The organism is Delftia sp. S65, assembly GCF_016516495.1.
In the GTDB taxonomy this organism is placed as follows: Bacteria; Pseudomonadota; Gammaproteobacteria; order Burkholderiales; family Burkholderiaceae_C; genus Comamonas; species Comamonas acidovorans.
This window is the reverse complement of the sequence record NZ_JACVUR010000018.1, coordinates 58,684-81,749: the sequence shown is the minus strand read 5'-3', so window position 1 is coordinate 81,749 and position 23,066 is coordinate 58,684. Positions and strand designations below refer to the sequence as shown.

Sequence of the window (23,066 nt, the reverse complement as noted above, 5' to 3'; positions counted from 1 at the left end):
TCTACTCTCCTCAAGGACTTCCATGAAACTGATTTTGTTGGGCGCACCCGGCGCCGGCAAAGGCACGCAAGCCGCTTTCATCTGCCAGAAGTACGGCATCCCCCAGATTTCCACCGGTGACATGCTGCGTGCCGCCGTCAAGGCCGGAACGCCCCTGGGCCAGCAGGCCAAGGCCGTGATGGACGCCGGCCAACTGGTCAGCGACGACCTGATCATCAATCTGGTCAAGGAACGCATCGCCCAGGCCGATTGCGCCAACGGCTTCCTGTTTGATGGATTTCCCCGCACCATTCCCCAGGCAGACGCCATGAAGGCCGCTGGCGTGAAGCTGGACTACGTGCTGGAGATCGACGTGCCCTTCGACGCCATCATCGAGCGCATGAGCGGCCGCCGCTCCCACCCCGCCTCGGGCCGCACCTACCACGTCAAGTTCAATCCGCCCAAGGTCGAAGGCCAGGACGACGTGACCGGCGAGCCGCTGGTGCAGCGCGAAGACGACAAGGAAGAAACCGTCAAGAAGCGCCTGGACGTCTACAGCAGCCAGACCCGCCCCCTGGTGGACTACTACCGCGCATGGGCCGAAAAGGAAGCTGCAGCGGCGCCCAAGTACCGAGCCATCAGCGGCCTGGGCTCGGTCGAGGACATCACCCAACGCGCACTGGCTGCACTGGCTGAGTGATGCAGGCCATGTGCCGCAACGAAAAAAGCACCCGCCGGGTGCTTTTTTGTTGACCGCCAGCAATTGAAGAAATGCCGGCGTCGCCGCCCGGCTCAATCGCGCGGCTGTGCTGCCAGCGCCAGCATCATCGCAATCCGGGCCTTTGCCACAGGCAGCTGCGCCAGATCGGCCTCTGCCGGGTTGGTCCCAAGGCCGGAGGCCACGGGCAGGCCTTCGGCACAGCGCGTGCCCCGCCAGATCCAGACACCCTTGTCGCGGGCACGCTGCAAGGCCGCTTCCATGCCTTCGTGAACCGTCGCATTGCCCGTGCCAGCCACGACGATGCCACGCACGCCTGCCGCCACCAGCGCATCCACACCGCTGGCACGCGCCAAGGCGCCGCTGAACACCACCTCGACCCAGGGCAGCTCATCCAGCGCCAGCAGATCAGATGACATGGTCGCAGGCACCATGGCCCCCGTGGACGGCGCGGCGGGGGAGGACGGCGCATCGGGCACCAGCCAGCGCACACGCCCTTCCTCCACCAACGCCTGCGGCCCGCCTTCCACGGAGCGCATTGCCTGCAGCCGGTAGGGATGGACCTTCTGCACCTGGGCTGCCGCATGCACCTCGCCGCCTGCCACCACCCATACGCCGCTGCGCCCACCGCTGGCAGCCACGGTCACGGCATCGCGAAGATTCTGCGGTCCGTCTGCCAACAGGGCCGTGGCCGGGCGCATGGCGCAGGTCAACACAATGGGCTTGGTGGCCGGCAGCAGGCTGTGCAGCAGCCAGGCCGTCTCTTCCAGCGTGTCCGTTCCATGCGTGATCACCACGGCACGTGTGTCCGCATCCTCCAGTGCCTGCATGCAGGCGCGCAGCAACGCGCGCCACACGGGCCAGTCCATATCCTTGCTGTCCACCTGCGCGATCTGCTGCGTCTGCACGGGTCCCAGCGCCTGCTGCTCCAGGTCCGGCACGGCCTCCAGCAGCGACTGCACCGTGATCTGCCCGGCCTTGTACCCCACGCCCTGCGACTGCGAATCCGCCCGGCCGGCGATGGTCCCGCCCGTGCCCAGAATCACCAACTTTGACTGCCCCACTTGCACCTCTTGGAAAACTGGTTAAAAATACAGATACTGTATAAATCATCAGATGGCCTCCCAGCCTGCCATCTGCCCTCAAGGACCGGACGCACGCCATGCTCGACCATCCCAAGCTCACCGCCCGCCAGCAACAGATCCTGGACCTGATCCAGGCCGCCATCTCCCGCACGGGCGCGCCTCCCACCCGCGCGGAAATCGCCAACACGCTGGGCTTCAAGTCCGCCAACGCTGCCGAGGAACACCTGCAGGCCCTGGCCCGCAAAGGTGTGATCGAACTGGTCAGCGGCACCTCGCGCGGCATTCGCCTGCGTACCGACACCGTGCGCAACATCAATGCCGCGCGCGGCACCAGCTTCGGACTGCCGCTGTCGGCCCTGGCACCGCTGATGCTGCCCCTGGTGGGCCGCGTTGCGGCCGGCTCGCCCATTCTCGCGCAGGAACACATCGACCAAACCTATTCCGTCGAGCCCAGCCTGTTCCAGACGCGCCCCGACTATCTGCTGCGCGTGCGCGGCATGTCCATGCGCGACGCGGGCATCATGGACGGTGACCTGCTGGCCGTGCAGTCCGCACACGAAGCCCGCAACGGCCAGATCGTCGTGGCGCGCCTGGGTGATGAAGTCACCGTCAAGCGCCTGCGCCGCACCACGCAGGGCGTGGAACTTCTGCCGGAAAACCCCGATTACCCGGTGATTCGCGTCGCCCCTGAAGAGGCCTTTGCCATTGAAGGCCTGGCCGTGGGGCTGATCCGCAACAGCATGTCCATGTAAGCCGGACTGGCGGCCCTTCTCAGGCCGCCTCACCCCATTTCACGCACCGCCCAGGTGGTAGGCGCGAAGCCTTGGAGCTTCGCCCTGGGCGGAGCTTTGCCCGCAAACCGCAATCCTGCCTGTGTCCATGCCTCTTTGAAACACGCCAACAGGAGTCGTCACATGGGATTCGCTCTGCCAACACTGTCTTCTTTTTCCTTCCTGCGCCTGGCACATGGCATCCGCCTGACTGCGACCGCCATGGAGTCGGCCATGCCTCTTGCACAAGCCCCTGCGTGCCAGCCATTACCTGCCGCAGCACCCGAGCCCGCCAACGTGATCTCTTTCAGCAAGGCACGCCGGCGCAGCCAGCAGCGCCGCGGCAAGGCCGCACGCGCTGCAGACCATGGAGATGCCCAGCTGATCCTGCCCTTGCTGCCGACGCAGCCCGCCCTGCAATCCGCACCTGAGCAGCCTTCAGGTCTGCGCATCATCCAGCGGTCGCCGCAGGAGCAGCCGGAATGCCTGTTCATCTCCGGGCGCATGGCGGATGTCTGCGCTGCGCTGGAGCGCATGGAAGCGCATGGCGGACCGGCAGCCAACTGAGGCCCGATGCAAGGTGTGCGACACACCTTGCACGACACAAACCTGGGCGGCGCGGACCGCGTGCCGCACGAGGAATCGGCCTGCGCAAAGCTGGTGCAGGCTGGCGGCCGCCACTGTCCTGTAGCGCACATGCAACAAGTGGACGCCCTCTTTGCGGGAGGGGCGCCGGCCTGAAAGATAATTGATAAGCATTCTTATTATCTTTTGCAGCAGCGATTGCCACTGCGCCCGCCTCCTCCGCCCCAGCCTTCTCCGTGCACAGCCTCTACCAGAACCACCATCCCTGGCTGGAAAGCCTGCTGCGCAAACGCCTGGGCAACCGTGACGATGCCGCCGACCTGGCCCAGGACACCTTTGTGCGCCTGCTGCGCTCGCCCCTGCCGCAGCAGGACATCCGCGAACCCAGGCGCTACCTGGCCACCATCGCCCGGGGCCTGGTCGCCGACCTGTTTCGCCGCCGCACGCTGGAGCAGTCCTATCTGGACTATCTGGCCCAGTTGCCGCAATCGCTGGCGCCTTCGCCCGAAGAGCAGGCCATCGTCCAGCAGACACTGCTGGATGTGGACCGCATGCTCCAGGGCCTTCCTCCCAAGGTTCGCGAAGCCTTCGTGCTGGCCCAGTTCGAGGAACTGAGCTACCCAGAGATCGCCCAGCGCCTGGGTGTATCGCTGCGCACCGTCAGCAACTACCTGACCCGGGCGATGGAGCATTGCTGCCTGGTCCTGGCATAGCCACATGGGCGAGAGACATCTGGAAGGCAACGACCGCCGCGCCTTGCATGAGGCCGCCGCCTGGCACGTGAAACTGCGCGGCGCCTCTGCCACAGCAGGCCTGCAACAGGACTGGCAAAAATGGCATGAGGCCGATCCCGCCCACCAGCGCGCCTGGCTGCGCGTGCAATCCGTCACCGCGCAGCTGTCGCATCTGCCCGCCCCCCTGGCGCGCCAGGCGCTGGGCCGTCGCGCCTCGCCCACCCGCCGCTCCGTGATGCGCGGCGTGGCTCTGGGCCTGGGCAGCGGCGCCACGGCCTGGATGGCCTGGAAAGGCGCACCACTGGAAAGCTGGCAGGCCGGCCAGCGTACAGCCACGGGCGAGCGCCGGGATCTGACGCTACCCGACGGCTCCCTGGTGGCCCTGGATACGGCAACCGCCTTGGACACCGTTTTTGACGACCGCCAGCGCCTGCTGCGCCTGCACCGTGGCCGCATCCTCGTCGCCACCGAGCCCGACGCGCTGGGCCGCCCCTTCAGCGTGCAGACCCCGCAAGGCCACGTACTGGCCCTGGGCACGCGCTTCACGGTCCATCTTGCGGACGATGGCCTGTGCCATGTCACCGTGCAGGAAAAGGCCGTGCGCCTGCAGCCTCTGGCCAGCGATGCTCCCTCCGCGCAATTGCAGGCCGGACAGCAGGCAGCCTTCTCGTCCAGCGCCACCCAGCCGCCCACGTCCGCAGACCCCTTTGCAGCCAGCTGGCATGAAGGCGGCCTGGTCGCGCTGGACATGCCGTTGGGCCAGCTGATTGACGCCCTTGCCCGCTACCGGCCCGGCTACCTAGGCTGCTCGGCCGAGGTCGCCGGGATGCTTGTCTCGGGCGCCTTTCCCGTGGATGACACGGATCGCGCACTGGCCGCGCTCGTCAGCCGCTTTCCTCTGCAACTGCGCAGCCGCACCCGCTATTGGGTGGAGGTGCAAGCGCGATCAAGCTGAGATGATGGGATGAGGCCGTGGCGAAGTCTCTTGTCCAGGCCGGCACTTCAGACCGGCGCATACGGGTGATGCACCACGTCGAAGCCCTCCTCGTCGGAGGGCGCGACAAAGTAGCTCGTGATCAGGTCGAATTGCTCATCGCTGGCCTGAAACGGATGCTCGCCTGCCGCATTGCGCACACGCAAGCGCTGCTTGCAGACCTCGTCAGGCACATCCAGAAAATGCAGGCGGTGCGAGGCGTCCACTTTCTCGAACACGCTGCGCGCCCACCCCCTCCCCTCCAGGGTATTGGCCGGAAAATCCAGCACCACCGACACGCCAGCGTCCAGCAGCGCCTGTACATGCGCCCCCATCAACCCCTTGAGCCGCGTGCTGCAACGCACGTAATCGGCCACCGACTGCATCTCCCCGGGGTACAGGCCGGCCAGCCAGGAATCCTCGCTGACCAACACCGTTCCGGGCCCGGCCGCCAATTGCCGCGCCAGCGTTGACTTGCCCGAGCCGATCTTGCCGCAAACCATGTGCAGCGTGGCAAGCCGCGCGTTGGCGGCAGGGGCATCGGCATATTCTGCGCAACGGGGCTGGGACTGTTCGGAAACCTGCATATCCATCTCCTGAAAGGCTTGAGAAAACCCCGGAGACGGAATGAAAAAACCCGCCTCCTCTGGGCGGGTTGCATGGCGCTGAAGGCCGCTGGCTAACCCACCATCCAATGGATGGTGCGAATAATCTGCGTTGCGTTCAGGCGGGCCATGGCGCACAGCATAGCGCAATCGCGGTGTCTCAATGGGCCACCATGCGCACCAGCCCCAACCCCGCAAACAGCGCAGCCACGCCAAGCACCAGCGAGCCCAGCGCATACAGCACGGAGGCCAGCCAGTCGCCACGCTCATACAGCATGCCGACCTCCAGCGCGTACGTCGAAAACGTGGTGAAGCCACCCAGAATGCCTGTGGTGATAAACAGCCGCGCACTCTGCGGCAGCGACGTCTTGAGCGCAAACCACTCCACCACCACACCCATCACGAAGGCACCCAGCACATTGATGGCCAAGGTGCCCAGCGGATAGGCACCGCCCACCAGCCGCAGTGCAAGCAGGTTCGCGCCATGCCTGAGCGCGGAGCCGAGGCCGCCGCCAACGAACACCAGAATGAAACCGTAGAACCCCATGACCGTCCTTTCATCGAATAACCGGGACGGGCGTGCCGGGCAGGATCAAGACATGGCCCCGCCACCGGCAGGACCCATCCCACCAAGGCAGGAGCCATCAGCCCTTCGCAGGGCGGTTTCGGGAAGCTCCATTCCCATCGTGCAGCGAGTGCTGGCTGCGGGGGCGAGTTTACTCTGGACCTGGCAAGCGGCAGAGGCGTGAGATTGCGTTGCAGACGCTGGCTGTACCCTCCAAATGACCAGCGGCACAATGCAACAATGAAATTCATCGTGCTCCTGATCATTGCAGCGGCCTTGCTGTACGGCACAGCAAGGCTTTCCAACATTCACATCGGTGAGCGCGCCGCAGGCGGCCATGACGGCACACCGACCACAGCACAAGAACGTTTCAGGCAAGCCGAGAAGGAGGCTCAGGAGACCGCTGAAGCAGCCCGCCGCGCTGCCCTGCGGGACGCCGAGTGAAACGAGCCATTCGAACCAAGACGAAAGTTGCCGGGCATGCGGGTCAAAGGACTATGCTTCGTCTGTAATTCGATTCCGATCAGGCCCATCAATTCATCGATATGCATATGCGACTCTTGACCACAGCAATCTTTACAGTACTTTTCGCATTGCCTGCCGCAGCCCAGGTCTTTCAATGCAAGGATGCTTCTGGAAAGTCGACTTTCTCAGACAGTCCTTGCAGCAGCACTGACACTGGCGCCCTGATACAGCGCAAAAAATCGGACGATGAGATCTCCCGTGAACGGGCTGATGCAGCACAGGCGAATGAACAAAAGTATCAGCGCCAGATGAACGAAATGCAGCAGCGCCAGATCGAGAGCCAGCAGCGTGTCATCGAGCAGCAAGCCCGCCAGACAACTGCTCCTGCGCCCGAGCAGCTCGGCGCGTCCCTTCAGTGCAAGCAGGCGCGCAAGGAGCTGGAATTCGTCTCCAGCATTCGCACCATTTCCCAAGACGAAAAACGGATGCGGACCAATGCCGCGATCACGGGTGTCAATGCTGCATGCGGCTCAAATACGCCCCTGATGCAGGAGCCGCCGAAGGTGATTGGGACACCGCGAGTACCCCACTCCATTCAGCAACCAGTTTCTCAATGAGAACCAGGCACGGAACTGCCAGATATCGAGCGCAATCATGACTCCTCTCGCGCCACTCACCAGCGGGGGAACATGTTCAGGCATTCTCCCAATGCCACGCAGCCTCTTCAGACTGCCGCCAACCCGGTCTTCACCGACCTTGCCAACAGGCGGCCATCCACCAAGCCTTCTCGACATCGTCGTCGCCAAGACGTTCCAGTGTGTAAGCCACTGATACGGTTGCGCGGAGCCGACCTTGTCCTGCCTGCCTGCGTTCGTTGGATAAGCCACGGTGCGAGCGGAGCAAGATGCAGCTTGCCATTCGGAAGCAGCCTGTGCGGCTGGCATGGTGGGCCAACGGCCGCACTTCGCCGGTTTGAGCCTTGGCATCTGCGAGGCTTCTGTAACGACAGGTCCAAGATTTGGTACTGACCGAAGCCTCCAGCCTCAGGCAGGCACAAGCTTGAACGACAATGTGTTCGCCGGGCTTCAGGGCCTTGGCTGCGCGAGTCTCATAGAACCGTCAAGCAGCCCAGCTCAGGCAAGTGCCGACGATGCCGAAGACAGAGCGCAACGACAGATTAAAGTGTTTGCCGACAACATCTTGCGCGGCAAACCGGAGATAAATCAAAGGCTTATGACAGATTCACAGGCAATGAACATCATCATTCTTGACGACTACCAGGACGCCGTGCGCAAGCTGGACTGTGCTCGTCTGCTGGAGCCCTTCAACGCCAAGGTCTTCACCAATACCGTCAAGGGCGTTGGCCAGCTGTCGGTGCGGTTGCGCGATGCGGACATCATCGTGCTGACCCGCGAGCGCACGCAGATCAGCCGGCAGCTGCTGGAAAAGCTTCCGCGCCTGAAGCTGATCGCGCAGACCGGCAAGGCCGGCGCCCATATCGATGTGCAGGCCTGTACCGACCAGGGCGTTGCGATTGCCGAGGGCGTGGGCTCGCCCATTGCGCCGGCAGAGCTGACCTGGTCGCTGATCATGGCGGCCACGCGGCGGCTGCCGCAGTACATCGCCAACCTAAAGCACGGCGCATGGCAGCAATCGGGCTTCAAGGCTGCGTCCATGCCTGCGAATTTCGGACTGGGCAGCGTGTTGCACGGGCGCACGCTGGGCATCTGGGGCTACGGCCGCATTGGACGGCTGGTCGCGCACTACGGCCATGCCTTCGGCATGCAGGTTCTGGTCTGGGGCAGCGAAAGCTCGCGCCAGAAGGCGCAGGCCGATGGCTTTGCGGCGGCGGAATCGCGCGAGGCTTTCTTTACCGAATCCGACGTGCTGTCCATGCATCTGCGCCTGCATGAGGCCACACGCGGCATCGTCACGGCGCAGGATCTGGCACGCATGAAGCCGACCGCCCTGTTCGTGAACACCTCGCGCGCTGAGCTGGTGGAGGCCGATGCCCTGCTGGGTGCGCTCAACCGAGGCCGGCCGGGCCTGGCGGCCGTGGACGTGTTCGAGAGCGAGCCCATCCTCCAGGGCCATGCGCTGCTGCGGCTGGAGAACTGCATCTGCACACCGCACATCGGCTACGTGGAGCAGGACAGCTACGAGTTGTACTTTCGCGCTGCCTTCGACAATGTGGTGAACTTCGTTGCGGGGCAGCCCAGCAACATCCTCAATCCCGAGGTGTTCTCAGGCCCGGCCCGCGCAGGCTGACGACCGGATCAGGCGGGGGCTTGCGCCGCCCGCCCTTGCCCAGCACTCAACGGCCGCCCTGGCCGGAGTCGCCACGTGCGGCCGTGGCACGAAAGGCCAGTTCATCGGCCACCGCCTCATAGACGGCCTGGCGCACGACGGATTCCACCTCCTCGCGCAGACGCACGACGATGGACCTTGTCTGCTGCTGAACCACGGTGGCAATGGCGTCGCGCAGGCGCTGGTCCAGTACCAGGTCCACACGCTGCATGAGGCGATGGACCAGATATTCCTCGGTGACCTGCTGCGCATGGCTGTCCCAGATGGACTCCATGGTGGGGGCTGCCGTCATGGCAGGGGAAGCCGGCGTCGGCCCGGCAGCCGCCTCTGCCACGACAGCCTGCACCACCGGGACCACCAGGTCGGCAGGGACCACTTCCCCGGCCGGTGCCACGTCGCCCGCTGAAGCCACATCTGCCGCACCTGCAGCATCAGCCACATCAGCCACATCAGCCATTTCGGCCAGACGGCCTTCCTGGGCCAATTGCATTTCCACGGACGGTGCGCTGGGCGGCTGATAGTCCGAGAGCACGGGCTGCATTGCAGGTGTCGGAATTTCCTCGGGTGCAGCCTGCTCGGTGACCATGGGCCGCTGGGGCTCCAGGTCCTGCGGCAGTGGCGGCAGGGACGCAGGCAGGGTGACCACGCCACGCCGAGGCGCCAGCATGCCTTCGCTGGCCCAGGGCGTCGCTTCGTCCGTCAGCGGAAGTTCGGACACGGGGTGTGCCAGGGGTGCCGGGGGTTCGACCGCCTGAACCGGTGCCTGCACCGCATCCACCGCAACGACATCGGTGAGCGTGGGAACAAAGCGCGGTGGGGTTTTGGAGGGAGGAGCGCTCATGGCTTACTCCTTGAGAACCAGGTCATGGCGCTTGATTGAAATACCCTGGGCCGCATAGTGCTTCCAGCGCTGCCGGGCCAGGTGGCGGTCTTCCTCGTCGGTGGCGGAAACCACTTCGACGACACGCGCAAAGCGCTCGAACCCTTCGGGCACTTCGCCGCCCAGGTTGACCAGCATGTCGTGGTGCGGCGCGCCGTCCAGCCGCTCCAGCAAAACGATGGGCGAGAAGGCCATGATGTCTGCCCCATCGCCTTCGCCGGCATGGGCCAGAAAGTCAGTGGGCGAGACACTCCACAGCCTGGGCGACAAGGCCTTGAGCAGCGGCGGCGACCCCAGCACCACCAGTTGCGTGCGGTGCCTGAGCGCCTTGCGCGCCAGGCGGCAGACATAGGCCAGCTTGTCGGGCGCGTTGAAATGGAAGGCCACTTCAGTCAAGCGATGCTCCCTTCAAACAGGCCCGGGCTGACGGGGACGATGCGCTCATGCCTGCTCCGGCTGAGCGGCAACTGCAGCCTTGCGGCGGCTGGCAGATCCTGCCTTGGGTGGCACCGGCTTCTTGGGTGCAGCAGCTTTATGGGGTGCAGCAGCCTTGGCCTGCGCCTTGCCAGCATCGATGCCGGCCAGCAGATAGTGCAGCAGCAGGCCCACGGGGCGGCCTGTACCGCCCTTGGCGGCGCCGCTCTTCCAGGCCGTGCCGGCGATGTCCAGGTGCGCCCAGGGAATGTCGCCCACAAAGCGCTGCAGGAACTTGGCTGCCGTGACCGCGCCACCCGCGCGGCCAGCCACATTGCCCATGTCGGCGAAATTGCTCTTGAGGCCTTCGCCGTACTCCTCGTCCAGCGGCATGCGCCAGCAGGGGTCCAGTGCCGCATCGCCGGCCTGCTCCAGCGCGCGGGCCAGTTCGTCGCTGGGCGAGAACATGCCGCTGCGCAGCCCGCCCAGGGCGATGACGCAGGCGCCGGTCAGCGTGGCGATGTCCACCATGGCGCGGGGCTTGAAGCGGGCGGCGTAGGTCAGCGCATCGCAGAGCACGAGACGGCCTTCGGCATCGGTGTTGAGGATTTCTATGGTCTGACCGCTCATGCTGGTGACCACGTCGCCCGGCTTGACGGCAGCGCCGCCGGGCATGTTCTCGGACGCCGGAATGAGGCCTACGACATTGACGGCCGGCTGCAGCCGGGCCAGCGCATGGAACACGCCCAGCACGCTGGCGGCGCCGCCCATGTCGAACTTCATCTCGTCCATTTCAGCGGCAGGCTTGAGCGAGATGCCGCCGGTATCGAAAGTGATGCCCTTGCCGACCAGCACCACGGGCGCGGCGCCCTTGGCGCCGCCGTTGTAGTGCAGTTCGATGAAGCGCAGCGGCTGCTCCGATCCCTGGGCCACGGCCATGAAGGCGCCCATGCCGAGCTTGGCGACTTCGGAGGGGCCGTGGATTTTGCAGCTGATGCCGGGCAGCTTGGCCAGGGCGCGGGCCGCGTCAGCCAGCAAGGTGGGCGTGGCGTGGTTGGCGGGGCGATTGGCCCATTCGCGTGCCAGGGTCATGCCTTCGGCCTGGGCCACGGCGGTCTTGAAAGCGTCGGCAACGCCATTCTTGTCGCCCGCCTTGACGGCTGTGGCAATCACCAGCTTCTTGAGCGCCACGGGCTTGGCCTGCGGCTTAGTGTGGGTATAGCTGTAGCAGGCATCGGCCGCCGCCAGAACGGCGGCAGCAACGGCAGGACCTGCCGCATCGAAGCCAAAGCACAGCAAGGCCTTGCCAACACCGGTGGCCTTGAGCGCGGCACCTGCGCCGGCCACGGCCTGGCGCACTTCCCGTGCCGAGCCGTTGCCCGCGCCCAGCAGCACGACGCGGCGTGCAGCGACGGCTGGCAGGCCGTACAGTGCCAGCTGTTTGCCGGCTGCCGTTTCGAAATCTCCGGCCTTGACCGCGTGTGCGACCAGGGTGGACAGCGCGTCGCTGCCCGTGACCGTGGATTCGGTCACCAGCACCAACAACAGGTCACACTTTTCACGTACTGCTGCGGCAGTCGTCAACGGCTTCAGTTCAAAGTTCATAATCGGCGTTTTCCTTTCAGCCAATGTTATTCGATTCATCCATACGCAAAGAGCTGGCCCGCAGCTTCGGTGCCACGGTCGTGGTGCTGATCACGGTCGTCATGACCATGATGCTGATCCGCACGCTGGGCCAGGCTTACAAGGGCAATGTCAGCCCTTCCGACGTTCTGCTGGTCATGGGCTATACGGTGCTTGGCCAGTTGCCCACGATTTTGGGCCTGGGGCTTTTCGTGGCCGTGGTCGGCTCGCTGTCGCGCATGTACCGCGACAGCGAGATGGTGATCTGGTTCGCCGCAGGCCAGGGGCTGGCCAGCCTGCTGCGCCCGCTGCTGCGCTTTGCCTGGCCGGTGCTGGCCGTGATCGCCGTGCTGGGCCTGGGCATCCTGCCCTGGGCCAATCAGCAGATCGAGCAGATCAAGACCCAGTTCGAGCAGCGCAGCGACATCGACCGCATCGCTCCCGGCGAGTTCCAGGAGTCTGCCGGCGGATCGCGCGTGTTCTTCATCGACAAGGACGTGCCCAGCGCCACCGCTGCCAACAATGTGTTCATCGTGGCCAATGAGCGCGGGCGCGAGTCCGTGACCTCGGCGCGCGGGGCGCGGCTGGAAGTGATCAAGGGCGAACGCATGGCCGTGCTGACCGACGGTCAGCGCATGGAAACGCAGACCAGCGACGGCTCGGTGAAGATCAGCGAGTTCAAGGAATACGGCACGCAGCTCGGCGGCGGCAACAATCTGGCCGCTGCCGAGGAAATGGCCGCTCGCAGCACGTACACGCATGAGCTGCTGCCGCGCACCGAACCCATCTACCGCGCCGAGCTGGGCTGGCGCATAGGCCTGCCGCTGGCGGCGCTGAACTTCGTGATCCTGGGCCTTGCCGTGGCCAGCGTGAACCCGCGCGCTGGTGGCAGCGGCAGCCTCATGCTCGCGCTGTTCGCCTTCATCGTGTACTACAACCTGATGACACTGGGCGAGAACTGGGTGGCCTCGGGCAAGCTGAGCATGCACGCCATGACGGCCCTGCTGCACGGTGGAACATTGCTGCTGGCACTGCTGGTGCTGCTGGTCCGGCACAAGCGCTGGTCGCCGCGCGACCTGTGGCGCAGGCCCTGCAAGCCGGCTGCCCTGGACGACGCAAAGGCGGTGCCCTGATGAGAGTTCTGAGAAACCTGCTGTACCGCGACATCATCGCGGCCGTCAGCTATGTGACGCTGGCCTTCCTGGCGCTGTTCTTCTTCTTCGATCTGGTCGATGAGCTGCGCTGGGTCGGGCGCGGCGGCGACAACGGCTACCAGATCACGCACGCCCTGCTCTTCGTGGTGCTGCGCATCCCCAGCCACTTGTATGAGCTGATGCCCATCACCGTGCTGATCGGCACCATCTACGTGATGGCGCGCTTTGCCCAAAGCTCGGAATTCACCATCATGCGCACCAGCGGCATGGGCCCCTGGCTGGCGCTGCGCACGCTGATGGTGCTGGGCCTGGGTTTTGTGCTGGCCACCTTCGGCACGGGCGACTACCTGGCGCCGGCGGCCGAGAACGCGGGCCAGAACATCCGCGCCATCCACCTGGCCCAGCTGTCGCGCGGCGCCACGGGTGCCTGGCTCAAGGAACGCCAGGGCGATCATTCCATCGCCATCAACGTGCGCGCCATCCGCGGGCCCGGCGATTTCTCCAATGTGCGCATCTTCGACTTTGACGGCCAGGGCCGCATCTCGGCCCAGATCCATGCGCAGGCGGCGCAGGTCAGCGAGGATGGCGAATCCTGGACGCTCCAGGGCGTTGAGGCCAGCCGCCTGAAAGCCAAGGCCGACGGAGGCATGGTGCTGCTGCGCGAGAAAGAGGACAGCCTGGTCTGGAAGACCGGCATCAGCGCCGAAATGGTCTCGGCCGCGCTGCTCAAGCCCGACCGCATGTCCACCATTTCGCTGTTCCAGTACGTGCGCCACCTGGAGGCCAACGGCCAGGCCGCGCAGAAGTACGAGATCGAGTTCTGGCGCAAGGTCTTCTACCCCATGAGTTGCCTGGTGATGGTGGTGCTGGCCCTGCCCTTTGCCTATCTGCATTTCCGCTCGGGCGGCATCGCCGCCTATGTGTTCGGCGGTGTGATGGCCGGCATCAGCTTCTTCCTGCTGAACAACGTGTTCGGCTACATCGGCACGCTGCAGACCTGGTCGCCCTGGCTGACCGCTGCGGCGCCGGGCCTGCTCTACAGCCTTCTTTCATTGACCGCCTTCACCTGGCTGGTGCTGCGCCGCTAGATCCGTTGCCATGCAAAACGACACAACAGCGGCCGGCACTGCCGGCCTGATCCTGCTGGCCCACGGCTCCCGCGACGCCCTGTGGCGCCAGCCCATCGAGGCCGTGCTCGGCGCCGTCCGGCAAACGCAGCCCCTCGGCCTGGCTGCATGCGCCTACCTGGAAGCCTGTGCGCCCGACCTGCCCACCGCCGCGCGCGGGCTGGTCGAGGCGGGCGCCACGCGCATCACCGTGCTGCCCCTGTTCCTGGGCACGGGCAAGCATGCGCGTGAGGACATCCCGAAGCTGGTGCAGGAGATCCGCGACACCCACCCACAGGTGGCCGTGGAACTGGAGCCGGCCGTGGGCGAGCATCCACGTGTCACGGCCCTGCTGGCAGAGCTGGCGTTGGCGGCCGTGGAGCCTTCCGGCAGGTCAGGAAGCTGAAATAACGAATCGCTTCTTTATATAAATGCAGCATAATGGCGCGCTGCACCCAGCTGTCACCGCCATGAACCTGCACCAATTCCGATTCGTCCAAGAAGCGGCGCGCCGCAACCTCAACCTCACCGAGGCGGCCAAGGCCCTGCACACCTCGCAGCCCGGCGTCTCCAAGGCCATCATCGAGCTGGAGGAGGAGCTGGGCATCGACATCTTCGCGCGCCACGGCAAGCGCCTCAAGCGCATCACCGAACCCGGCCTGGAGGTGCTCAAGAGCATTGAACTCATCATGCGCGAGATCGGCAACCTCAAGCGCATCGGCGAGCAGTACAGCGCCCAGGACAGCGGCACGCTGTCGATTGCCACCACCCACACCCAGGCCCGCTACGTGCTGCCGCCCGCCGTGGCACGGCTGCGCGACCTGTATCCCAAGGTCACCATCAGCCTGCACCAGGCCACGCCGGCCGAGGTGGCGCGCATGGTCATCGACGAAATCGCCGACATCGGCATGGCCACCGAGTCCCTGGCCGACTACCCCGATCTCGTCACCCTGCCCTGCTACGAATGGCAGCATGTGCTGGTCATGCCCACGGGTCATCCGCTGGCGCAGAAAGAGCGCATCACGCTGGACGACATCGCCCATGAGTCGCTGATCACCTACCACCCCTCGTTCACCGGGCGCGGCAAGATCGACCAGGCCTTCGCCACGCGCCGGCTGCGTCCGCGCATCGTGCTGGAGGCCATTGACTCCGACGTGATCAAGACCTACGTGCGCCTGGGCCTGGGCATCGGCATCGTGGCCGAGATGGCCATGCGCGACGATCCGGTCAACGACCTCGTGGTGCGCCCCATGGGCCATCTGTTCGGCCAGAGCGTGGCGCGCGTGGCCATCAAGCGCGGCGCCTATCTGCGCAACTTCGTCTACCGCTTCGCCGAACTGCTCAGCGACCGCCTGACGCGCGACCTGATCATGCGCGCCATGAGCGGCCACGTGCACGACTACGAACTCTGATCCTCCGCCCCACCGGGCCCGCAGTGCGGGCCCGTTCCCGTTTTCCGCTGCCTCCGCCATGACCTCTGCCACGCCCCGCACGCCCGCCTTCCCCAGCCGCCTGCCCCATGTGGGCACGACCATCTTCACCACCATGTCGGCGCTGGCCGCCGAACACCAGGCGGTGAACCTGGGCCAGGGCTTCCCCGACTTCGGTTGCGACCCCAGGCTGGTCGATGCCGTCACGGCCGCCATGCAGGCCGGCCACAACCAGTACCCGCCCATGCCCGGCCTGCCGCAGCTGCGCCAGGCCATGGCCGACAAGATGCAGGCGCTGTACGGTCGCCGCTACGACGCGGGCACCGAGATCACGGTCACGGCCGGCGCCACGCAGGCCATCCTCACCGCGATCCTGGCCACCGTGCATGCGGGCGATGAGGTCATCGTGCTCGACCCCTGCTACGACAGCTATGTGCCCAATATCGAGCTGGCCGGCGGCGTGCCCGTGCGCGTGCCGCTGACGCCGGGCAGCTTCAAGCCCGACTTCGCCAAAATTGCCGCCGCCATCACGCCGCGCACACGGCTTTTGATCATCAACAGCCCGCACAACCCCAGCGCCACCATCTGGAGCGATGCCGAGATGCTGCAGTTGCAGGAGCTGCTGGCGCCCACCGACGTGCTGCTGATCAGCGACGAGGTCTACGAGCACATGGTCTACGACGGCCGCCAGCACCAGAGCGCCGCGCGCTTTGCCGGCCTGGCGGCGCGCGCCTTCATCGTCTCCAGCTTCGGCAAGACCTACCATGTCACGGGCTGGAAGGTGGGCACCGTCGCCGCGCCGGCCGCGCTTACGGCCGAGTTCCGCAAGGTCCACCAGTTCAACGTCTTCACCGTCAACACGCCCATGCAGGCGGGCCTGGCCAGCTACATGACCGACCCTGCGCCCTACCTGCAGCTGCCCGCCTTCTACCAGGCCAAGCGCGACCTGTTCTGCCAGGGCCTGGAAGGCTCGCGCCTGCGCCTGCTGCCCACGGCGGGCACCTACTTCGTCTGCGCCGACATCTCGGCCGTCTCGGACCTGGACGAAGCCGCGTTCTGCCAGTGGCTGGTCCGGGAGCACGGCGTGGCGGCCATCCCGCTGTCGGCCTTCTATGGCGACGGCTTCGATCAGCGCGTGGTGCGCTTTTGCTTTGCCAAGCAAGACAGCACGCTGCGCGCGGCATTGGAGCGGCTGCGCAAACTCTGAAGCCGGGCGCGGGGCAGCGCGCGCCCACGCCGGGTTGTCCCGTCATCCTCTGAGATGACATGGCCCCTCCGTCCCTGGTCTTACGCTCGGGCGACAGGAGACACAAGCCATGCGAACCGACCACGCCCCACGCGCCTTGCGGCGCGTTTTTCCATCCACGGCCGCCTTTGCCGCATCCCTTCTCATGGCGGGCTGCGGCGGTGGCAGCAGCCCCACTTTGGCCGATGCCGCAACGCCGGCGGCCGCCTGCGCCGACCTGCCTGACAGGGCAGGCCTTGCGGCCACCCGGCTGTCCACCAGCTATGTGCCGCCCGACACCCGCAGGCCGGGCGGCGCCAGCACCGGCGCGCTGCTGCCCGGGCACTGCGTAGTCACCGGCGCCATCAACCCGCGCGTGGGCGTGGATGGCAAGAACTACGCCATCGGGTTCCAGCTCAGCCTGCCGGACCAATGGAACGGCCGGTTTCTCTTCATCGGCGGCGGTGGCAACGACGGCATCCTGCGCGACACCTCGCTGAGCTCCAGCATCTCTGGCGCAACGCCTTCGCCGTTGGGCCAGGGCTTTGCGGTGGTCTCCACCGACGCGGGCCACACTGGCACGACGGCCAGCTTCGGTGCCGACCCTCAGGCCCGGCTGGACCACGCCTACAACGCCTACGACAAGACCGCCGTGGCGGCCAAATCACTGATCTCCACGCGCTACGGGCGCAAGCCTGAGCACTCCTATTTTTCAGGCTGCTCGGGCGGAGGACGCCAGGGCATGGTGTTCTCGCAGCGCTTTCCCGACTACTTCGACGCCATCACGGCCGGCGCCCCTGCCATGCGGGTATCGAGCGGCGCCACGGTGGCCGCGATGTGGAACACCATCGAGTTCGACGCCATCGCGCCGGCCGACAGCAGCGGTCGGCGCATCCTCTCCCGGGCCTTCAGCAACGAGGACCTGAACCTGGTGGCCAAGGCAGTGACCACCTCCTGCGATGCGGCCGACGGCGTGGCCGATGGCATGGTGAACCACGTCAAGGCCTGCCATTTCGACCCCGGCGTGCTGCAGTGCAGCGGCGCCAAGACCGGCAGCTGCCTGAGCAGCGGACAGGTGAACGCGCTCAGGAACGTGTTTGCCGGGCCGCGCAACTCGGCAGGCCAGGCCCTGTATGCGGGCCAGCCGTGGGATCCGGGCCTGGCAGCGCCGGGCTGGCGCACCTGGACACTGGGCAGCTCCACAACCGCCACGCCGGATTCGCGCTACATCACGCTGATCGTGGATGCGCTGGTCAACGAATTCCTCACTCCGCCGGACCTGGGCTTCAACCCGCTGGCCTTCAATTTCGACACCGACCCGGCGCGCATGCAGGCCTACTCGGCCATCTATGACACCTACCGGGATGACCGGCTCACGGCCTTCCGGCAGCACGGCGGCAAGATGCTCTTCATCCACGGCATGTCCGACCCCATCTTCTCGGCGCTGGACACGCTGGACTACTACGAGCGCCTGGCCGCCAACAACGGCGGCATGCAGGCCACGCAGGACTTTGCGCGCACCTTCCTCGTGCCGGGCATGAACCATTGCTCGGGCGGCCCGGCCACGGACAGCTTCGACTCCATACAGGCCATGGTCGACTGGGTGGAGAAAGGCATCGCCCCGGACACCATCGCCGCCAGGGCCCTGCCGTCCAGCGCGGACTTTCCGCAGCGCACGCGCCCGCTGTGCCCGTATCCGAAGATTGCCAGGTACAGGTTCGAGGGCGCAGCCGCCGGCACGGGCAATGTGGAGGATGCGGCCAGCTTTGTCTGCGCCCTGCCCTGAGCCTGCGCATCTGCGGGCTGGGCGCCACAGGCCGGGGCCGCCGCAGGGCCGGAGCAAGCCTGCAGCGATAATGAGAAGCGTTCACCGCAGCGAGCGCTTCCCGCCACCGCCTTTCCGCCTCCGCCCATGCCCGCCCCTTCCCAGCGCTACACCACGGCGCAGCTCGACGCCATGCGCCAGCGCCACGGTTTCAGCGTGCGCTTTCTCTCCACCGTCTCCGAAAACGATTGCATCTTTGAAGGCCAGGTGCAGGAGCACCAACTGCCTTCGGGCCTGCAACTGGTCAGCTCCGACATCCGCATCAACCATGGCTATGAATCCACGTCCGAGCATCCGCGGCGCTTTACCGCCGTGGTCCTGCTGGACGGCCAGGCCGAGCTGCAGCTGCCCGCCGCCCGCAAGGCCCTGAGCGTGACGCGCCATGCCGCAGCGGCATTCTCCTGCGGCGACACCGAGGTGCTCAAGGCCACCCATGGGGCAGGCCAGACGGTGCGCGGCTTCAACCTGTCCATCGAGGCGCCCGAGGCCTGCGCCGATGCCGAACTGGCCGAGCTGCTGCACCATTCCCTGCGGCAGTCCGGCCCGCCGCTGCATGCCTGGTCGCTGCCCGAGCATCTGGCGGTGTCGCTGCGCCAGCTGCTCGATGGCGTCTGGAGCGGCAGCCTGGCCCGGCTGCACCGCGAAGGCATTGCGCTGCAGGTGCTGGCCTGCGCGCTGCAGGCACATGCGCAGCCGCGGCCTGCGCCCTCGCCGCGCATCCATCCCCGGGACAGGCGCGGCCTGGAGCGCGTGCGCGAGTGCATGGATGCGGCGCCGGGCCAGGCGCACAGCCTGGATGACCTGGCACGCCTGGCCTGCATGAGCCCGACCACGCTGCGCGAGAAATTCCAGGCCACCTACGGCCAGACCGTGTTCGGCTGGCTGCGCGAGCGCCGCATGCAATTGGCGCGCGAGCGGCTGGCACAGGGCTGGAGCGTGCAGGAAGCGGCCGACTGCGTGGGCTTTCAGCATGCCAGCAATTTCGCCACGGCCTTTCGCCAGCGCTTCGGCCACGCACCCAGCCAAGGCAGCCTGCGTCGCAAACCATAGGACTGGCGTCGCCGGGAACAGGCGGCGGCGGCGCACATTTCCCACAATCCGGGCTCACGCCCAGGACCATGGAAATGATGAGCATTCGCATTCAAAACCCCACCCCGCGACACCCCCAAAGCGCGCGGACCCCGCTATCCCTGCTGATCTGCGCCCTGTGTGCCGCCCCTGCGCCAGCAGTCTGGGCCGCCGACGAGGACAGGCCCCCTGTCAGGAAAGGCGACACCGAACTGGGCACCGTCACCGTGCGCGCCACCGCCGATGCGGGCATCACCGAAGGCACGGCGCGCTACACCAGCGGCGCCACAGGCACGGCCACGGGCCTGCAACTGTCGGCGCGCGAGACACCGCAGTCTGTCAGCGTGATCACGCGCCAGCTCATGGACGATGCAGGCCAGCTCACGGTCTCGCAGACGCTGGAGGCCTCCGCGCCCGGCCTGTCGGTGAGCCGCAGCGACAGCAACCGCTACCAGTTTTCCTCGCGCGGCTTTGGCATCAGCAACTTCCAGTTCGACGGGCTGGCCTCGCCCATCAACAGCCTGTGGAACTTCGGCGCCACCGACATGGATACGGCCTTCTACGACCGCGTGGAAATCGTGCGCGGCGCCACGGGCCTGCTCAATGGCTCGGGCGATCCGTCGGCCACGGTGAACTTCGTGCGCAAGCAGCCGCGCGAGACGGCGGGCGGCCATGCCTCGCTGACGCTGGGCCGCTGGAACCTTCGCCGCGCCGAGGCCGATCTGTCCCTGCCGCTGGACCGCGAAGGCCGCGTGCATGGCCGTGTCGTGGCCGTGCAATCGGACAGCGATAGCTACGTCAGCCACTTCGGCCAGCGCAGGCAGGGCCTGTACGCCGTGGTCAGCGCGGCCCTGACGCCCGCCACGCGGCTCGTGACCAGCCTCGAATACCAGAAGAACTCCAGCCCCGGCATGGGCGCCGGCTTTCCGCTGTTCTATGCGGACGGCAGCCGCACGGCCTTCGACCGCTCGGTGCCCAACAACACGCGCTGGTCGCATTTCGGCACGGAGAACACCACGGCCACGCTGGACCTGACGCACCGGCTGGACAACCGCTGGCTGCTGCGCGCCGCCTACAGCCGCAACGACGGCAACTACGACATGCGCTACGTCTACCGGGGCGGCGCGCCGGACGCCAGCACCGGCCTGGGCATGGCCAACTCCTTCATCAAATACCGGGGCGACCGCTCGCGCGACAGCCTGCACCTCACGGCCAGCGGCCCGGTCGCGCTGTTCGGGCGCCAGCACGAGATTGCCGTGGGCTGGAACCATGTGCGCGACGACATCGACATCCGCCGCTACGCACCGCTGGGCACACCGCCTGCCACGGACAACTTCCTCGACTGGCGCAACGGCAGCCTGGCCGAGCCGGGCTGGTCCGACGTCTCCAACGGCGGCGACGACAGCCGCATGCGCCAAAGCGGCGGCTATGCCGTGGGGCGTTTCTCGCTGGCCGATGGCTGGACGGCCGTGGCCGGCGCCCGCCTGAGCCGCTGGTCCACGCGCCAGAACTACTTCGGCAGCCTGCGCGACTACCGCTACAGCAACGAAATCACGCCCTACGCCGGCCTGCTGTGGGACATCGATGCCCGGCACACGGCCTACCTGAGCTACACGGAAATCTTCACGCCCCAGAACTACCGCGACAAGCAAGGCAGCATCCTGGACCCCGTCACCGGCCAGGCCTTCGAGCTGGGCCTCAAGGGCTCCTGGCTGCAGGACCGGCTGCAGGGTTCCGCCGCGCTGTTCCAGACCCGCCAGGACAACCTGGCGCAGGACACGGGCGAATTCATCGACGGCACCACGGACCAGAAGGCCTACCGGGGAGTCAAGGGCGCGCAGGTGCGCGGTATCGATCTGGAACTCAGCGGCGAGCCGGCCCGGGGCTGGCGCATGGGCGCCAGCTACACGCACTACACGGCACGCAGCGCCAGCGGCGCCGCGTTCAACACCACGCACCCGCGCAGCCTGGTCAAGCTCACGGCCATGCGCAGCTTCGAGGGTGCGCTGCAAGGCCTGAGCCTGGGCGGCAACCTGCGCTGGCAAAGCCGCATCTGGCAGAACGTGACCAACCCGCTGCGCCAGAGCGTGCAGGTCGGCCAGGGCAGCTACCTGGTGGTCAACCTCTCGGCCCACTACCGCATCGACCCCACCTGGTCGGCCAGCGTGCAGCTCAACAACGTGCTGGACCGCCAGTACTACAGCCAGATCGGCTTCTACAACCAGGGCTGGTGGGGCGAGCCACGCAATCTGACGGTGAGCCTGAAGGCGGATTTCTAGGAGGACTTCGCCACCGGATCGGCGCTGGCATCGGCAACGATGCTTTGCGCTCCACCCTGGCGCCCCAGCATGCGCCAGCAGACGGCCAGCGTCACCGCCGCAGCCAGCAATCCAGCAGCAAAGCCACCGCCGTAGCCCACGGCCGCCGCCAGCGATGTCACCAGGGTGGAGGCCAGAATCTCCCCCGTGTCGCGGGCGCTTTGCACGGCCGTCATGTCGGTGCCGGCCTGCGGGCCGGCACCGGCAAAGCGCATGGCCAGCGTCATCACGGCCACCGAAGATGCACCCGTTCCAAACGCCCCCAGCGCCTGGGCCGCAAAGGCAGTGCCCATGTCCAGCGGCAGCAGGCCTGCGGCCAGGGCCATCCAGCCCAGCGCCGAGGCGGCGCAGGCCGCCAGCCCGCAGGCCAGCGCCGGCCTGGCGCCCAGCCGTGCCACCAGCCAGGCGCCCCCGCCACAGCCCAGCAGCACGGTCACCGCACCGCCCGCCATGCCCACGCGCCCCACGGCCTCGACCGGCCAGCCTGCATCCACGAGAAACAGCTTGGCTAGGCCAAAGCCGCTGACGGCCGTGATGGACGACAGCACGGCTGCCGCCACCAGCGGCCAGGCGCCGGAGCGCTGCACAAAGGCCTTGAGACGGGCTGGCGACCGGCGAACGCCCGGCCGGCTGCGCAGGCCCTGCAGCGCAGCCGGCTCACGCCACAGCGCCACCAGCAGCAGGCTGAAGGCCACGGGCAGGCACAGGGCCGCCAGCGCCAGACGCTGTCCCAGCAAGCCCGCCAGCACCATGCTGCCGGCCCCGCCCACAAAGAAGCCCACCATGGTGCCGCCCACCTGCAGCGCATTGGCGCCAGCCAGACCACGGCCCCTGAAATGCTCGGCCACCAGCCCGTCCGTGGCAATGTCCTGCGTGGCACTGGCCAGGGAACCCAGGGCCGCCAGCGCCACGATGGCCGGCGCCGTCTGCAGCGTGATGCCCAGCGCAGCCGATGCCGCCAGGCACAGCAGCACCAGGGCCTGCATGGGCAGGATCCAGCTGCGACGGCGCCCCAGGCGGGCCGACCACCGGTTGTCCACGCGTGTGGCCCACAGGAATTTCAGCACCCAGGGCAAGCCCACCAGGGGCAGGAAGGCCAACGCCCCGAGCTGGGCGCCCTCGCTGCGCAGCAGTGTGGGCACGGCGTCCATAGCCAGGCCCAGGGGCATGCCCTGGGTCAGGTACAGGCCGGCCACCATCAGCCAGGTGTGCAGGTCCGGCTGCGACATCGCAGGGG

23 protein-coding genes and 1 riboswitch are annotated in these 23,066 nt (G+C 66.7%); of the genes, 16 read left to right on the top strand and 7 right to left on the bottom strand.

Annotated features, from left to right (window positions below):
• Positions 1-22: 22 nt before the first annotated feature.
• The gene (gene adk / locus IAE24_RS16230; protein WP_012205401.1) at positions 23-679 is read left to right on the top strand and encodes an adenylate kinase; all 657 of its coding nucleotides are present in this window, start codon (positions 23-25) and stop codon (positions 677-679) included.
• Between the two features lie 92 nt (positions 680-771).
• On the opposite strand, the gene IAE24_RS16225 is transcribed toward adk, so the two are convergent.
• Positions 772-1,761 carry an asparaginase gene (locus tag IAE24_RS16225; RefSeq protein ID WP_199961656.1) on the bottom strand — a complete coding sequence of 330 codons (990 nt, stop codon included), beginning with the start codon at positions 1,759-1,761 and terminating at the stop codon, positions 772-774.
• 98 nt (positions 1,762-1,859) lie between these two features.
• On the opposite strand from IAE24_RS16225, the gene lexA reads away from it, so the two are divergent.
• The 4 genes from lexA (at position 1,860) to IAE24_RS16205 (ending at position 4,826) form a co-directional block, all read left to right on the top strand.
• Positions 1,860-2,534 carry a transcriptional repressor LexA gene (gene lexA / locus IAE24_RS16220; RefSeq protein ID WP_012205399.1) on the top strand — a complete coding sequence of 225 codons (675 nt, stop codon included), beginning with the start codon at positions 1,860-1,862 and terminating at the stop codon, positions 2,532-2,534.
• Between the two features lie 162 nt (positions 2,535-2,696).
• Positions 2,697-3,119 (top strand): hypothetical protein, encoded by a 423-nt coding sequence (locus IAE24_RS16215; RefSeq protein WP_043821086.1) that lies wholly within the window; start codon positions 2,697-2,699, stop codon positions 3,117-3,119.
• A 254-nt stretch (positions 3,120-3,373) separates the two neighbouring features.
• Positions 3,374-3,850 (top strand): sigma-70 family RNA polymerase sigma factor, encoded by a 477-nt coding sequence (locus tag IAE24_RS16210; protein WP_043781909.1) that lies wholly within the window; start codon positions 3,374-3,376, stop codon positions 3,848-3,850.
• A gap of 4 nt (positions 3,851-3,854) precedes the next feature.
• The gene (locus tag IAE24_RS16205; protein ID WP_199961655.1) at positions 3,855-4,826 is read left to right on the top strand and encodes a FecR domain-containing protein; all 972 of its coding nucleotides are present in this window, start codon (positions 3,855-3,857) and stop codon (positions 4,824-4,826) included.
• Between the two features lie 47 nt (positions 4,827-4,873).
• Here the strand turns inward: IAE24_RS16205 and IAE24_RS16200 are convergent, their stop codons facing one another.
• A complete protein-coding gene (locus IAE24_RS16200; RefSeq protein WP_199961669.1) occupies positions 4,874-5,431 on the bottom strand; it encodes an AAA family ATPase in 558 nt (185 codons plus the stop codon).
• Between the two features lie 178 nt (positions 5,432-5,609).
• The gene (gene crcB, locus IAE24_RS16195) at positions 5,610-5,996 is read right to left on the bottom strand and encodes a fluoride efflux transporter CrcB (protein WP_088164888.1); all 387 of its coding nucleotides are present in this window, start codon (positions 5,994-5,996) and stop codon (positions 5,610-5,612) included.
• An 81-nt stretch (positions 5,997-6,077) separates the two neighbouring features.
• Positions 6,078-6,141: riboswitch (Fluoride riboswitch) on the bottom strand.
• Between the two features lie 113 nt (positions 6,142-6,254).
• Here crcB and IAE24_RS16190 point away from each other — a divergent pair.
• From IAE24_RS16190 to IAE24_RS16180, 3 genes are all read left to right on the top strand, one after another.
• Positions 6,255-6,458 carry a hypothetical protein gene (locus tag IAE24_RS16190; protein WP_071955643.1) on the top strand — a complete coding sequence of 68 codons (204 nt, stop codon included), beginning with the start codon at positions 6,255-6,257 and terminating at the stop codon, positions 6,456-6,458.
• A 107-nt stretch (positions 6,459-6,565) separates the two neighbouring features.
• Entirely contained in the window at positions 6,566-7,096 is a 531-nt protein-coding gene (locus IAE24_RS16185; protein WP_199961654.1) for a DUF4124 domain-containing protein, read from the top strand.
• A gap of 634 nt (positions 7,097-7,730) precedes the next feature.
• Complete coding sequence (locus tag IAE24_RS16180; RefSeq protein ID WP_013802619.1) at positions 7,731-8,747, top strand: D-2-hydroxyacid dehydrogenase family protein; 1,017 nt, start codon at positions 7,731-7,733, stop codon at positions 8,745-8,747.
• A gap of 46 nt (positions 8,748-8,793) precedes the next feature.
• Here the strand turns inward: IAE24_RS16180 and IAE24_RS16175 are convergent, their stop codons facing one another.
• Genes IAE24_RS16175 through IAE24_RS16165 form a run of 3 tightly spaced genes read right to left on the bottom strand, consistent with a single transcriptional unit; the run spans position 8,794 to position 11,685 of the window.
• A complete protein-coding gene (locus IAE24_RS16175) occupies positions 8,794-9,627 on the bottom strand; it encodes a hypothetical protein (RefSeq protein WP_199961653.1) in 834 nt (277 codons plus the stop codon).
• Positions 9,628-9,630: 3 nt separating this feature from the next.
• Positions 9,631-10,062, bottom strand: a complete 432-nt coding sequence (locus IAE24_RS16170; protein ID WP_012205376.1) for a DNA polymerase III subunit chi — start codon at positions 10,060-10,062, stop codon at positions 9,631-9,633.
• A 45-nt stretch (positions 10,063-10,107) separates the two neighbouring features.
• The gene (locus tag IAE24_RS16165; protein ID WP_199961652.1) at positions 10,108-11,685 is read right to left on the bottom strand and encodes a leucyl aminopeptidase; all 1,578 of its coding nucleotides are present in this window, start codon (positions 11,683-11,685) and stop codon (positions 10,108-10,110) included.
• A gap of 23 nt (positions 11,686-11,708) precedes the next feature.
• Between IAE24_RS16165 and lptF the strand changes: the two genes are divergently transcribed.
• The 8 genes from lptF to fauA all read left to right on the top strand — a co-directional run bounded on the left by lptF (position 11,709) and on the right by fauA (position 21,790).
• The gene (gene lptF, locus IAE24_RS16160; protein ID WP_199961651.1) at positions 11,709-12,836 is read left to right on the top strand and encodes an LPS export ABC transporter permease LptF; all 1,128 of its coding nucleotides are present in this window, start codon (positions 11,709-11,711) and stop codon (positions 12,834-12,836) included.
• Positions 12,836-13,945 (top strand): LPS export ABC transporter permease LptG, encoded by a 1,110-nt coding sequence (gene lptG / locus IAE24_RS16155; RefSeq protein WP_034393081.1) that lies wholly within the window; start codon positions 12,836-12,838, stop codon positions 13,943-13,945. Before lptF ends, lptG begins: the two co-directional genes overlap by 1 nt.
• Positions 13,946-13,955: 10 nt before the next feature.
• Positions 13,956-14,369: a sirohydrochlorin chelatase gene (locus tag IAE24_RS16150; protein ID WP_199961650.1), complete on the top strand. Its 414-nt coding sequence runs from the start codon at positions 13,956-13,958 to the stop codon at positions 14,367-14,369.
• 64 nt (positions 14,370-14,433) lie between these two features.
• The gene (locus IAE24_RS16145; protein WP_034398475.1) at positions 14,434-15,375 is read left to right on the top strand and encodes a CysB family HTH-type transcriptional regulator; all 942 of its coding nucleotides are present in this window, start codon (positions 14,434-14,436) and stop codon (positions 15,373-15,375) included.
• A 58-nt stretch (positions 15,376-15,433) separates the two neighbouring features.
• Positions 15,434-16,600, top strand: a complete 1,167-nt coding sequence (locus IAE24_RS16140) for a pyridoxal phosphate-dependent aminotransferase (RefSeq protein ID WP_199961649.1) — start codon at positions 15,434-15,436, stop codon at positions 16,598-16,600.
• A 109-nt stretch (positions 16,601-16,709) separates the two neighbouring features.
• Positions 16,710-18,404 (top strand): tannase/feruloyl esterase family alpha/beta hydrolase, encoded by a 1,695-nt coding sequence (locus tag IAE24_RS16135; protein WP_199961648.1) that lies wholly within the window; start codon positions 16,710-16,712, stop codon positions 18,402-18,404.
• A 126-nt stretch (positions 18,405-18,530) separates the two neighbouring features.
• A complete protein-coding gene (locus tag IAE24_RS16130; RefSeq protein ID WP_199961647.1) occupies positions 18,531-19,493 on the top strand; it encodes a helix-turn-helix transcriptional regulator in 963 nt (320 codons plus the stop codon).
• A 77-nt stretch (positions 19,494-19,570) separates the two neighbouring features.
• Positions 19,571-21,790 carry a TonB-dependent alcaligin siderophore receptor FauA gene (gene fauA / locus IAE24_RS16125; RefSeq protein WP_233626318.1) on the top strand — a complete coding sequence of 740 codons (2,220 nt, stop codon included), beginning with the start codon at positions 19,571-19,573 and terminating at the stop codon, positions 21,788-21,790.
• On the opposite strand, the gene IAE24_RS16120 is transcribed toward fauA, so the two are convergent.
• Positions 21,787-23,058, bottom strand: a complete 1,272-nt coding sequence (locus IAE24_RS16120; RefSeq protein WP_071955622.1) for a RhtX/FptX family siderophore transporter — start codon at positions 23,056-23,058, stop codon at positions 21,787-21,789. The genes fauA and IAE24_RS16120 overlap by 4 nt on opposite strands.
• Between the last annotated feature and the right edge of the window lie 8 nt (positions 23,059-23,066).

What these genes read in the sequence shown, in the direction of transcription:
- adk (WP_012205401.1), top strand. Translation starts at nt 23, where the DNA reads ATGAAACTGATTTTGTTGGGCGCACCCGGCGCCGGCAAAGGCACGCAA.
- lexA (WP_012205399.1), top strand. Translation starts at nt 1,860, where the DNA reads ATGCTCGACCATCCCAAGCTCACCGCCCGCCAGCAACAGATCCTGGAC.
- IAE24_RS16215 (WP_043821086.1), top strand. Translation starts at nt 2,697, where the DNA reads ATGGGATTCGCTCTGCCAACACTGTCTTCTTTTTCCTTCCTGCGCCTG.
- IAE24_RS16205 (WP_199961655.1), top strand. Translation starts at nt 3,855, where the DNA reads ATGGGCGAGAGACATCTGGAAGGCAACGACCGCCGCGCCTTGCATGAG.
- IAE24_RS16200 (WP_199961669.1), bottom strand. Translation starts at nt 5,431, where the DNA reads ATGCAGGTTTCCGAACAGTCCCAGCCCCGTTGCGCAGAATATGCCGAT.
- crcB (WP_088164888.1), bottom strand. Translation starts at nt 5,996, where the DNA reads ATGGGGTTCTACGGTTTCATTCTGGTGTTCGTTGGCGGCGGCCTCGGC.
- IAE24_RS16190 (WP_071955643.1), top strand. Translation starts at nt 6,255, where the DNA reads ATGAAATTCATCGTGCTCCTGATCATTGCAGCGGCCTTGCTGTACGGC.
- IAE24_RS16185 (WP_199961654.1), top strand. Translation starts at nt 6,566, where the DNA reads ATGCGACTCTTGACCACAGCAATCTTTACAGTACTTTTCGCATTGCCT.
- IAE24_RS16180 (WP_013802619.1), top strand. Translation starts at nt 7,731, where the DNA reads ATGAACATCATCATTCTTGACGACTACCAGGACGCCGTGCGCAAGCTG.
- IAE24_RS16175 (WP_199961653.1), bottom strand. Translation starts at nt 9,627, where the DNA reads ATGAGCGCTCCTCCCTCCAAAACCCCACCGCGCTTTGTTCCCACGCTC.
- IAE24_RS16165 (WP_199961652.1), bottom strand. Translation starts at nt 11,685, where the DNA reads ATGAACTTTGAACTGAAGCCGTTGACGACTGCCGCAGCAGTACGTGAA.
- lptF (WP_199961651.1), top strand. Translation starts at nt 11,709, where the DNA reads ATGTTATTCGATTCATCCATACGCAAAGAGCTGGCCCGCAGCTTCGGT.
- lptG (WP_034393081.1), top strand. Translation starts at nt 12,836, where the DNA reads ATGAGAGTTCTGAGAAACCTGCTGTACCGCGACATCATCGCGGCCGTC.
- IAE24_RS16150 (WP_199961650.1), top strand. Translation starts at nt 13,956, where the DNA reads ATGCAAAACGACACAACAGCGGCCGGCACTGCCGGCCTGATCCTGCTG.
- IAE24_RS16145 (WP_034398475.1), top strand. Translation starts at nt 14,434, where the DNA reads ATGAACCTGCACCAATTCCGATTCGTCCAAGAAGCGGCGCGCCGCAAC.
- IAE24_RS16140 (WP_199961649.1), top strand. Translation starts at nt 15,434, where the DNA reads ATGACCTCTGCCACGCCCCGCACGCCCGCCTTCCCCAGCCGCCTGCCC.
- IAE24_RS16135 (WP_199961648.1), top strand. Translation starts at nt 16,710, where the DNA reads ATGCGAACCGACCACGCCCCACGCGCCTTGCGGCGCGTTTTTCCATCC.
- IAE24_RS16130 (WP_199961647.1), top strand. Translation starts at nt 18,531, where the DNA reads ATGCCCGCCCCTTCCCAGCGCTACACCACGGCGCAGCTCGACGCCATG.
- fauA (WP_233626318.1), top strand. Translation starts at nt 19,571, where the DNA reads ATGAGCATTCGCATTCAAAACCCCACCCCGCGACACCCCCAAAGCGCG.
- IAE24_RS16120 (WP_071955622.1), bottom strand. Translation starts at nt 23,058, where the DNA reads ATGTCGCAGCCGGACCTGCACACCTGGCTGATGGTGGCCGGCCTGTAC.